Origin of the sequence: Streptomyces sp. RP5T (genome assembly GCF_003933965.1) — a bacterium.
Classification (GTDB): Bacteria; Actinomycetota; Actinomycetes; order Streptomycetales; family Streptomycetaceae; genus Streptomyces.
In genome coordinates, this window is the sequence record NZ_RSAJ01000500.1 from 1 (window position 1) to 6,135 (window position 6,135).

At 69.8% G+C, this 6,135-nt stretch carries 6 protein-coding genes and 1 riboswitch; of the genes, 3 read left to right on the forward strand and 3 right to left on the reverse strand.

What is annotated here, in order from left to right:
• Nucleotides 1–197: 197 nt before the first annotated feature.
• The 3 genes from EHS43_RS34560 to thrC form a co-directional block, all read right to left on the reverse strand.
• Nucleotides 198–404, reverse strand: a complete 207-nt coding sequence (locus EHS43_RS34560) for a cold-shock protein (RefSeq protein ID WP_007382895.1) — start codon at nt 402–404, stop codon at nt 198–200.
• Between the two features lie 443 nt (nt 405–847).
• On the reverse strand, nt 848–1,123 hold the full coding sequence (locus tag EHS43_RS34565) for a MoaD/ThiS family protein (protein WP_020122860.1): 276 nt from the start codon (nt 1,121–1,123) through the stop codon (nt 848–850).
• Nucleotides 1,120–2,400: a threonine synthase gene (gene thrC / locus EHS43_RS34570; RefSeq protein WP_125194595.1), complete on the reverse strand. Its 1,281-nt coding sequence runs from the start codon at nt 2,398–2,400 to the stop codon at nt 1,120–1,122. Before thrC ends, EHS43_RS34565 begins: the two co-directional genes overlap by 4 nt.
• A 17-nt stretch (nt 2,401–2,417) precedes the next feature.
• A riboswitch (SAM riboswitch) is annotated at nt 2,418–2,576 on the reverse strand.
• 148 nt (nt 2,577–2,724) lie between these two features.
• On the opposite strand from thrC, the gene EHS43_RS34575 reads away from it, so the two are divergent.
• The 3 genes from EHS43_RS34575 to otsB are packed head-to-tail and all read left to right on the forward strand — an operon-like array spanning nt 2,725 to nt 5,939.
• Nucleotides 2,725–3,669, forward strand: coding sequence for a glucosyl-3-phosphoglycerate synthase (locus EHS43_RS34575; RefSeq protein WP_125194596.1), 945 nt, complete (start codon nt 2,725–2,727; stop codon nt 3,667–3,669).
• Nucleotides 3,670–3,720: 51 nt separating this feature from the next.
• Nucleotides 3,721–5,115 carry a trehalose-6-phosphate synthase gene (locus tag EHS43_RS34580; RefSeq protein ID WP_125194597.1) on the forward strand — a complete coding sequence of 465 codons (1,395 nt, stop codon included), beginning with the start codon at nt 3,721–3,723 and terminating at the stop codon, nt 5,113–5,115.
• A gap of 2 nt (nt 5,116–5,117) precedes the next feature.
• A complete protein-coding gene (gene otsB / locus EHS43_RS34585; RefSeq protein WP_125194598.1) occupies nt 5,118–5,939 on the forward strand; it encodes a trehalose-phosphatase in 822 nt (273 codons plus the stop codon).
• Nucleotides 5,940–6,135 lie beyond the last annotated feature (196 nt).

Below are 6,135 nucleotides of genomic sequence, written 5' to 3' on the forward strand. Positions count from 1 at the left end.
CTACCCAAGCCCCCACCGGATGGGCACGAGCCGCCGCAGGCATTCAGGGGCGCGGGGAACTGCGCAAAAACGCCCGCCCCCACCAAGCCGCGCAAGGACCCGGAGCATGCCGAAGGGCTCGTACCCATGACTCCCCATGGGGTACGAGCCCTTCGATGAAGAACGAAGAACGACGCTGTTGTTACCCGGCGCGTGCTTCAGCCAGTCGCGAGACGGACCATGTCCGCCTGCGGCCCCTTCTGACCCTGCGAGATCTCGAACTCGACCCGCTGGCCCTCTTCAAGGGTGCGGTAGCCGTCCATCTGAATCGCGCTGTAGTGGACGAATACATCCGCACCACCGTCGACCGCGATGAAGCCGTACCCCTTCTCCGCGTTGAACCACTTGACGGTGCCCTGAGCCATGCCTAACTCCCCTATTACTGGCCCTTGCACGGATCCACACTTCGTGGATCCGGGTCAGACCTCACCCCCCACATGGTTGGGGGCGTGCGCCGGAACGCGTCGACCGCGGCTGAATGTATCTGTCCAACTGCCGTCTGCAACAGGTCAATCGGACGAGAATTCTGGACGGAAGGGGTCCGGAATGTAGTGAGAATTCGCCCGAATTCGGGGCAAGTCGGGCCCCATAAAAGGAGCATAAGCCGCAAAGAACCCACACACTTTGGCCACTTCTCGACGCATCCGAAGTCGGAACTCATATGCGCCCGGCATGAAGGAAGGAGCAGGTTCCCCAACTGTACCGCGCTCAACCATAGAGAATTGCCCCCTCCGCTTCTCTCACGGAGGGGGCAATCGGATGAACACTCGGTAATTTCTGTTACCGAAGGTAATGACCAGTCATACGGTCACCCGCCGGCGACCGCCGGGATGATGGAGACACCGGCACCGTCGGGCGTCGCCGTCTCCAGCCCCTGCTCGAACCGCACGTCGTCGTCGTTCACGTACACATTCACGAACCGCCGCAGCTTGCCCTGGTCGTCGAGAACCCTCGCGGCGATACCGGTGTGGTTCTTCTCCAGATCGGCGATGACCTCGGCGAGGGTCCCACCCTCGGCCTGCACCTCGGCCTGGCCACCGGTGTAGGTGCGCAGGATGGTGGGGATGCGGACGTTGACGCTCATGCGAGGCCAGCCTCTCGGAAAGAGTCCAGGTTCGGACGAATCGTGGCGGTGAGCCCGGTACCGGCCACCGCGTCCAGGGTCTTGAGACCGTCGCCGGTGTTCAGCACCACCGTGGTCTTCGTCGGGTCGAGGACGCCGTTCTCGATCAGCTTGCGGGTCACACCCACCGTCACGCCACCGGCGGTCTCCGCGAAGATGCCCTCGGTGCGCGCCAGCAGCTTGATCGCGTCCACGACCTGCTCGTCGTTCACGTCCTCCACCGCACCGCCGGTGCGCCGCGCGATGTCCAGCACGTACGGCCCGTCCGCCGGGTTGCCGATGGCCAGCGACTTGGCGATGGTGTTCGGCTTCTGGGGGCGGACCACGTCGTGCCCGGCCTTGTAGGCCACCGATACCGGCGAGCACCCCTCCGCCTGCGCGCCGAAGATCTTGTACGGCCTGTCCTCGACGAGCCCGAGCTTGATCAGCTCCTGAAGACCCTTGTCGATCTTCGTGAGCTGCGAGCCGGAGGCGATCGGCACGACGAGCTGGTCGGGCAGCCGCCAGCCGAGCTGCTCGCAGATCTCGTACGCCAGGGTCTTGGAGCCCTCCGCGTAGTACGGCCGCAGGTTGACGTTGACGAAGCCCCAGCCCTCGCCGGCCGGGTCGCCGATCAGCTCGGAGCAGAAGCGGTTCACGTCGTCGTAGTTGCCCTCGATGCCGACGAGCTCGCCGCCGTAGATCGCGGCCATGACGACCTTGCCCTGCTCCAGGTCGTGCGGGATGAACACGCAGGAGCGGAAGCCGGCCCGGGCGGCGGCGGCGCCGACGGCACCCGCCAGGTTGCCGGTCGAGGAGCAGGAGAGGGTGGTGAAGCCGAAGGCGCGCGCGGCCTCCAGGGCCTGCGCCACGACGCGGTCCTTGAAGGAGTGCGTCGGGTTGCCGGAGTCGTCCTTCACATACAGTCCGCCGGTGACCCCCAGCTCGCGCGCCAGGTTGTCGGCCTTGACGAGCTTGGTCCAACCGGGGTTGATGTTGGGCTTGTCCGCCACGTCCGCCGGGACGGGCAGCAGCGGGGCGTAGCGCCAGATGTTCGCGGGTCCCGCCTCGATCTGCTTGCGGAGCTCCTCGGTGTCGTAGGCCGAGAAGTCGTACGCGATCTCGAGCGGGCCGAAACACTCCTCGCAGGCGAAGACCGGGCCGAGGGGGACGCGGTGGCCGCATTCGCGGCAGCTCAGCGCCGCGGCGGGACCCAGGTCGACGGAGTTCGTGGTGCTTGCAACAGTCTGCGCAGCCATGGAGGCGAGGCCCTTTCTCCTCATCTTCCTCACGACGCACTTCGCCGTGAGACGGATTTGGCACCTTCCCGAGCCGGGAGCCTCGCGGAGACGATCGTCACTGATCGCTACGAGAACCGACTGGAGGGTTGCCGGGGCTTCATCGGGCCGTATCCCTCTGCCCCTCTGGATGAGCGGTGTGAAGTTGTGAACGGCGGGCCGGCCAGGACATGCGATGGTCACCCGCGTTGTTCAAGACTGTAACCGACGACCAGGACAGTTGAGATAGTCGTCCGAACGGCGAGATGGATCACACGCAGATCACACGCAGAGGAGCCGCGCACTGTGCTGAACGAAGTCGAGCGCTGGCTGGCCACCCGGTCCTGGTCCGCGGCCGATCGCCCACTCCACCGGATCATGGCCGCGAAGCGCAGCACCGGCCGGACCGTGAGTGTCGTCCTGCCCGCGCTCAACGAGGAGGAGACGGTCGGTGACATCGTCGCCGTGATCCGTCATGACCTCATGCAGCAGGTCCCGCTCGTCGACGAGATAGTCGTCGTCGACTCGGGATCGACCGACCGCACCTCCGAGGTCGCCGCCGAGGCCGGCGCGCGGGTCGTCCACCGCGACGACATCCTCCCGCGCATCCCGGCCGTGCCCGGCAAGGGCGAGGTCCTGTGGCGGTCCCTGCTGGTCACCAGCGGGGACATCGTCTGCTTCATCGACGCCGACCTGAAGGAGTTCTCCTCGGACTTCGTCTCCGGCATCGTCGGCCCGCTGCTCACCGATCCCGAGGTCGACCTGGTCAAGGGGATGTACGACCGTCCCCTGGGCGGCGCGGCCGGACAGGGCGGCCGGGTCACCGAGCTGATGGCCCGCCCGCTGCTGAACATGCACTGGCCGCAGCTGGCCGGGTTCGTGCAGCCGCTGGGCGGCGAGTACGCGGCCCGGCGCTCGCTGCTGGAGCAGCTTCCGTTCCCCGTGGGCTACGGCGTCGAGCTGGGCATGCTGGTCGACGCCCTGCACCTGGTGGGCCTGGACGCCCTCGCGCAGGTCGACATCGGGGTGCGCAAGCACCGCCACCAGGACGGGCAGGCCCTGGGCCGGATGTCCGCCGCGATCTACCGCACCGCCCAGCTCCGGCTGGCCCGCGGCCACATGATCCGGCCCGCCCTCACCCAGTTCGAGCGGGGCCGGGACGGCTTCGAGCCGCGCACGTACTCCGTGGACACGGAGGAGCGGCCGCCGATGACGGAGATCCCGGAGTACATGAAGAGAAGGGCGGCCTAGAGACGCTACGGGAACGTTTGAGCGGTTGGACACCGGGCTAGGTTTCGAGGCATGGCTTCATCGCACAACGCCCAGGTGCTGGTCGCGTCCAACCGCGGCCCCGTCTCGTACGAGGTCCAGGACGACGGTTCGCTGACACCCAAACGGGGTGGCGGCGGACTGGTCTCGGGACTGTCGGCGATCGGTCCGGACGCGGGCGCCCTGTGGGTGTGCTCGGCGCTGTCCGACGGCGACCGCGAGGCGGTACGGCAGGGGGTCGGCGAGGACGGCGTCCGGATGCTCGCGATCCCGGCCGACGTGCACGCGGACGCGTACAACGGCATCGCGAACTCCGTCCTCTGGTTCGTCCACCACCTGCTGTACCAGACCCCGCTGGAGCCGTCCTTCGACGCGGAGTTCCGGCGCCAGTGGGCGTCGTACGAGACGTACAACCGCGCCTTCGCCGAGGCGCTCGCCGAGGAGGCGGCCGAGGGGGCGGCGGTCCTGGTGCAGGACTACCACCTGTGCCTGGTGCCGGGGATGCTCCGCGAGCTCCGCCCCGACCTGCGCATCGCCCACTTCTCGCACACGCCGTGGGCGCCGGTGGAGTACTTCCGGATGCTGCCGGACGACATCGCGGCCCAGGTCCTGCGGGGCATGCTGGGCGCCGACCGCCTCGGCTTCCTCACCCGCCGCTGGGCGGACGCCTTCACGGCCTGCGCCACGGAGTGCGCGGACGGGCTCGGCGAGACCCGGATCGGGGTGCACGGGCTGGGCGCGGACGCGGACTTCCTGCGTGCCCGCTCCCACGAGGCGGACGTCGAGGAGCGGATCGTCGCCCTGCGCGAGGAGATCGGCGCGGGCCGCAGGACGATCGTGCGGGTGGACCGCACCGAGCTGTCCAAGAACATCGTGCGCGGGCTGCTCGCCTACCGGCGGCTGCTGGAGTCGCGGCCGCAGTGGCGGGAGCGGGTCGTGCATGTGGCGTTCGCGTATCCCTCGCGGCAGGACCTCGCGGTGTACCGGGATTACACGGCCGAGGTGCGGCGGCTGGCGGAGGAGATCAACGACACCTTCGGCACGCCTGGCTGGACGCCGGTCCTGCTGAACCTGGAGGACGACTTCGCGCGCTCCCTCGCCGCGTACCGGCTGGCCGACGTGGCGCTGGTCAACCCCATCCGGGACGGTATGAACCTGGTCGCGAAGGAGGTGCCGGTGGTCTCCGACGAGGGGTGCGCGCTGGTGCTGTCGCGGGAGGCGGGGGCGTACGAGGAGCTCGGGGACGACGCGATCGTGGTGAACCCGTTCGACGTGGAGCAGACGGCGGCGGCCCTGGACGAGGCCCTGACGATGCCGGCCCACGAGCGGGCCGAACGGGCCAAGCGTCTCGCCGCGGCGGCGACGGCACTCCCGCCGGCCCAGTGGTTCCTGGACCAGCTGAACGCGCTGACCGCGCTGGAGCGGTGAGCATGAGCCTTCCCACGCCCCTCACCCCCGCCGGCCAGGAGGGCCTGCGGGCGATTCTCGCGGAGCCGCGGCGGGCGGTGATCGGCCTCGACTTCGACGGGACGCTGGCGCCGATCGTGGCGGACCCGGAGAAGGCGTTCGCGCACCCCGACGCGGTGCCGGCGCTCGCGGCCCTCGCGCCGAAGGTGGCGTCCGTGGCGGTGATCACCGGCCGCCCGGCGGCGGTGGCGGTGCGCAACGGCGGTTTCGCGCAGGTCCCGGGCCTGGAGCATCTGACCGTGCTCGGCCACTACGGGGCGGAGCGCTGGGACGTGGCGACCGGCGAGGTCACGGCTCCCGCCCCGCATCCCGGGGTGGCGGCGGTCCGTGCCGAACTGCCGGGGCTGCTGACCGGGACCGGTGCGTGGCTGGAGGAGAAGGGGGGCCGGGCGGTGGCCGTCCACACCCGCCGGGCCGCCGATCCCCAGGCCGTCTTCGAGGCCCTGCGCGATCCCCTCACCGACCTGGCCGCCCGCAACGGCCTGATCGTGGAGCCCGGCCGTCTGGTCCTGGAGCTGCGCCCGCCCGGCATGGACAAGGGGGTCGCCCTCCTCAGGCACGCCCGCGAGGTCTCCGCCCGGTCCGTGCTGTTCGCCGGCGACGACCTGGGCGACCTGCCCGCCTTCTCCGCCGTCGACGACCTCCGCACCACGGGCACCCCCGGTCTCCTGGTGTGCAGCGGCAGCGACGAGGTGACGGAGCTCCGCAAGCGAGCCGACCTGGTGGTACCCGGCCCGGCCGGCGTGGTCGCCCTGCTGCGAGACCTGGCAGAACAGCTCACCTGACCCTCAGCAGTCCCGGCCGGTGTGGTCGGCCTGCTGCGGGGCCTGGCCCCAACAGCCCGCCCGTCGTCCAACAGGGCCGGTCGGCGCAGTCGGCCTGCAGCCGGCCCTGGCCCAACAACTCGCCTGACCCTCAACAGGCCCGGCCGGAGTGGTCGGCCTGCTGCGGGGCCTGGCCCCAAAAGCCCGCCCGTCCAAC

Coding starts and splice junctions, on each gene's coding strand:
- thrC (WP_125194595.1), bottom strand. CDS start 2,400: ATGGCTGCGCAGACTGTTGCAAGCACCACGAACTCCGTCGACCTGGGT.
- EHS43_RS34565 (WP_020122860.1), bottom strand. CDS start 1,123: ATGAGCGTCAACGTCCGCATCCCCACCATCCTGCGCACCTACACCGGT.
- otsB (WP_125194598.1), top strand. CDS start 5,118: ATGAGCCTTCCCACGCCCCTCACCCCCGCCGGCCAGGAGGGCCTGCGG.
- EHS43_RS34580 (WP_125194597.1), top strand. CDS start 3,721: ATGGCTTCATCGCACAACGCCCAGGTGCTGGTCGCGTCCAACCGCGGC.
- EHS43_RS34560 (WP_007382895.1), bottom strand. CDS start 404: ATGGCTCAGGGCACCGTCAAGTGGTTCAACGCGGAGAAGGGGTACGGC.